General features: G+C 73.9%; 4 protein-coding genes. 3 read left to right on the forward strand and 1 reads right to left on the reverse strand.

The features are described from left to right. Positions 1-84: 84 nt before the first annotated feature. Positions 85-1,389 (reverse strand): LuxR C-terminal-related transcriptional regulator, encoded by a 1,305-nt coding sequence (locus ACFWXO_RS33945; RefSeq protein ID WP_380528797.1) that lies wholly within the window; start codon positions 1,387-1,389, stop codon positions 85-87. Positions 1,390-1,598: 209 nt separating this feature from the next. On the opposite strand from ACFWXO_RS33945, the gene ACFWXO_RS33950 reads away from it, so the two are divergent. Genes ACFWXO_RS33950 through ACFWXO_RS33960 form a run of 3 tightly spaced genes read left to right on the forward strand, consistent with a single transcriptional unit; the run spans position 1,599 to position 3,664 of the window. Next, positions 1,599-2,384: an SDR family NAD(P)-dependent oxidoreductase gene (locus tag ACFWXO_RS33950; protein WP_375895209.1), complete on the forward strand. Its 786-nt coding sequence runs from the start codon at positions 1,599-1,601 to the stop codon at positions 2,382-2,384. A gap of 28 nt (positions 2,385-2,412) precedes the next feature. Next, a complete protein-coding gene (locus tag ACFWXO_RS33955) occupies positions 2,413-3,183 on the forward strand; it encodes an SDR family oxidoreductase (RefSeq protein ID WP_375895210.1) in 771 nt (256 codons plus the stop codon). 46 nt (positions 3,184-3,229) lie between these two features. Continuing rightward, entirely contained in the window at positions 3,230-3,664 is a 435-nt protein-coding gene (locus tag ACFWXO_RS33960) for a nuclear transport factor 2 family protein (protein WP_375895213.1), read from the forward strand. The last annotated feature ends 138 nt before the right edge of the window (positions 3,665-3,802 follow it).

The raw sequence follows: 3,802 nt of genomic DNA on the forward strand, positions 1-3,802 counted from the left end.
TTTGTGTCTTGAGGGGGGCTCGTTTTTTTTAATCAGCGAGAGATGCGGGGGGTGCGGTGCAGGCGGCACCCCCCCCCCTCGGCGTCAGTTCACCAGCGACAGCGCCGGGGGGAAGCCGGCCGCGATGGCGAGGGCGGCGGCCTCCCCGCGCGAGTCGGCGTTGAGCTTCTTGAGGATCCGGGCCACGTGGAACTTGACGGTGTGCTCGCTGATGCCGAGCTGGTTGGCGATCACCCGGTTCCGGTGCCCCTGCACCAGGTGCTGCAGCACCTCCAGTTCGCGCGGGTTGAGCCCGGTCAGCGGGTCCTCGCGGGGCCGGTCGCGGTCGGGCACGGTGAGCGGCAGCCGCATCGTCACGGAGGTGCCCCACTGCGGGACGGAGTCCACCTCCAACTCGCCGCCCATGGCGGCGATCCGGTCCTTGAGCCGGTGCACGGCCAGCGCCTCGGGCGCCAGCCGGCCGGGGCCGTCGTCGCGGACGGTCGCGCGCAGCTCGGCCCCGCCGGCCTCCCAGCCGACCCGGACCCGGGTGACCCCGCCCTGCTCCATGGTGGTCAGCACGATGCCGCGCACCGCGGCCCGGAGCGTGCGGGCCACGTTCGACGGGACCAGGCGCTCCGGCGGGGTGGGCGGGGCGTACTCCAGGGTCAGTCCGCTGTAGCGGGAGAGCGCGCCGAGCATGGCGGTGAGCCGGCCGAAGGCGTCCTCCAGGGTCTCCTCGTCGGGCAGCTGCTCGTCGCTGTGCGAGCCGCGCAGCTCGATGAGCGAGGCGACGGCCAGGTCGACGGCGGTGCGCCGGGCGGTGGCGTCGTCCAGGCTGCGGGAGCGGAGCACGCCGAGCAGGCCGGTGAGGGTGGCGGCGTGGGTCTCGGCGAGCTCGCTGGTGATGCGCAGGCGCTCGCTGCCGGCCCGCCAGGCACCGGACAGGTCGACCGGGACGGCTTCGGGCAGCAGGTCGACGACCCGGGCGGTGGCCAGCTCCCAGAGCCGGTCGACCAGGTCCACCACGGCGGGCTCGGGGGCCCGGTCGTCCACCGGGACGACGGCGAGCAGCGCCCCGGCCGATCCGTCGGGGGCGCAGGCCACGGCGAACACCGGGCGCGCCGCGCCGGCCAGCACGGCCCGGCCGGACCACGGCGAGCCGATCTCCACGTGGGTGGAGAGGGTGGCCATCTCGGCGGTGGTCACCTGCTCGGTGAGCGCCGGCTCGCCGGCCGTCCAGGCGGCGGACTTCGGGCAGTCGGCGGTCAGCATGGCCAGGGCCCGGTGCGGGACCAGGTCGGCGATGGTGCGGGAGAAGGTGGGGAGCACGTCCCTGAGCGGCGCGCGCAGCAGGGCCTTGGCCATGTCGAGGATCAGTCGCGGGTCGTCCGTCCGAAGGGGTGCCATGACCGCACGCTAGCCGGGAGACGGGCCCCGCGCACTGCTCCTTCGGGGAGGTCCCGCTAGCCGGAGGAGCAGTCCGGTGGTGGTGGCCGGTTCGCGGCGCCCCGCTCCAGGCCCGTCCGACCCAGGTTCGAGCGGCGCGCGCGACCGTCTCCACGTTGCGAGTCGCCGGCCGGCCGGCCGGAGCGAGCGGAGAGAGAGGGAGCCGACACATGGCACGAACCGACCGACCGGTGTCGATCGTCACCGGAGCCACCAGCGGCATGGGGCTGACCATCGCCGAGCGGCTCGGCGCCCTGAACCACCGGGTCTACCTGTGCGGGCGGCGCGAGGACGCGCTCGCGGAGACGGTGAAGACCCTGCGGGACAAGGGCCACGACGTGGACGGCAGTCCCTGCGACGTCACCTCGCCCGAGCAGGTGCAGTCCTTCGTCCGGGCCGCGGTCGACCGCTTCGGCACCGTCGACGTGCTGGTCAACAACGCCGGGCGGTCGGGCGGCGGGGTCACCGCCGAGATCCCGGACGAGCTCTGGTACGACGTCATCAACACCAACCTGAACAGCGTCTTCCTGATGACCAAGGCGGTGCTCACCCTCGGCGGCCTGCGGGGCAAGGACTGGGGGCGCATCGTCAACATCGCCTCCACCGGCGGCAAGCAGGGCGTCGTCCACGGCGCCCCGTACTCGGCCTCCAAGCACGGCGTGGTGGGCTTCACCAAGGCGCTCGGCCTGGAGCTGGCCGCCACCGGCATCACCGTGAACGCGGTCTGCCCCGGGTTCGTCGAGACGCCGATGGCGGAGCGGGTGCGCGAGCACTACGCGGACATCTGGCAGGTGCCGACCGAGGAGGTGTTCGAGCGGATCACCGCGCGGGTACCGATCCGGCGCTACGTCACCTCCGAGGAGGTCGCCGCGATGGTGGAGTACCTGGTCGGCGACGGAGCCGGCGCGACGACCGCCCAGGCGCTCAACGTCTGTGGCGGGCTGGGCAATTACTGAGCGGCACCGGACGAACGGGAAACACGGCATGGGCAGCAGTGCGGCGCACCGGGGTGAGGTGGCCCTCGTCACCGGGGCCAACAAGGGGATCGGCAAGGAGATCGCCCGTCGGCTCGCCCGGGAGGGCATGACGGTGTACCTGGGCGCCCGGGACGAGGAGCGCGGCCGGGCGGCGGAGGCCGAACTCCTCGCCCAGGGCCTCGACGCGCGGTTCGTCCGGCTGGACGTGACCGACCAGGCGCAGGTGGAGGCGGCGGCCGAGCGGATCCGGGCCGACGCGGACCGGCTCGACGTGCTCGTCAACAACGCCGGGATCGTGGTGGAGTGGGGGGTCCCGACGACCGGGATCGGTGCCGCGCAGATGCGCGAGGCCTTCGAGGTCAACGTCTTCGGGAACGTCGCCGTCACCCAGGCGTGCCTGCCGCTGCTGGAGCGCTCGCCGAACGGACGGGTCGTCAACCTGTCGAGCCCGCTGGGCTCGCTGACGCTGCTGACCGACCCGGAGAACCCGATCTCGACCCGCGGGCTGCTGCCGTACAGCTCGTCGAAGGCCGCGCTGAACGCCGTCACGGTCGTGTACGCCAACGCGCTGCGCGCGGCCGGGGTGCGGGTGAACGCGGCCAACCCCGGCCTGGTGGCCACCGACCTGAACGCGGACTCGCCGTTCAGCCGGGGCACCCGCGGCCCCGAGGAGGGCGCCGACGTACCGGTGTGGCTGGCGCTGACCGGGCCGGACGGGCCCACCGGGGGGTTCTACGGCAGCATGGCCGGCTCGCCCACCGAGTCGGTGCCCTGGTGAGCCCGGCCGGTCCGGCCGGGACCGTCGAGAGGATGAGGAGGACCGGATGAGTCCGGTACGCGAGGGCGTCAGCGCCGAACTGTACGCCGAGGTGCAGCAGTTCTACGCCCGTCAGATGCAGGCGCTGGACGGCGGCCGGTTCGCCGAGTACGCGGCGACCTTCACCGCGGACGGCACCTTCCAGCACACCCCCGGCACCGAGCCCGCGGTCGGGCCGGCCGGGGTGGAGAAGGAGCTGGAGGCGTTCCACGAGCGTTTCCGCGACGACCCGGTGCAGCGGCGGCACTACTTCAACCAGATCGTGCTGGAGCCGCTGGAGAACGGCGACCTCCGTTCGACGGTGTACGCGCTGATCGTCCGGGTGCGGCCGCAGGAGCGGCCGGAGGTCTGGCCGAGCTGCGTGGTGCACGACGTGGTCGCGGTGACGGAGCGGGGCATCCGGCTGCGGTCGCGGAGCATCTCGTACGACCAGCTGTCCTGACCGCCGGACGGACCGCCGTACGCGCCGCCGTCACGACGACCCACCCCCCCCCCCCCCCCCCGCGCCCGGCGGGGCGCGGGGGGGGGGGGCGGGGGCGGGCCCCCCCGGGGGCGGCCCCCCCCAGCGACGAATAAACAA

Origin of the sequence: Kitasatospora sp. NPDC059088, from assembly GCF_042738155.1 — a bacterium.
Lineage (GTDB): Bacteria > Actinomycetota > Actinomycetes > Streptomycetales > Streptomycetaceae > Kitasatospora.

What these genes read in the sequence shown, in the direction of transcription:
- ACFWXO_RS33945 (WP_380528797.1), bottom strand. Translation starts at nt 1,389, where the DNA reads ATGGCACCCCTTCGGACGGACGACCCGCGACTGATCCTCGACATGGCC.
- ACFWXO_RS33950 (WP_375895209.1), top strand. Translation starts at nt 1,599, where the DNA reads ATGGCACGAACCGACCGACCGGTGTCGATCGTCACCGGAGCCACCAGC.
- ACFWXO_RS33955 (WP_375895210.1), top strand. Translation starts at nt 2,413, where the DNA reads ATGGGCAGCAGTGCGGCGCACCGGGGTGAGGTGGCCCTCGTCACCGGG.
- ACFWXO_RS33960 (WP_375895213.1), top strand. Translation starts at nt 3,230, where the DNA reads ATGAGTCCGGTACGCGAGGGCGTCAGCGCCGAACTGTACGCCGAGGTG.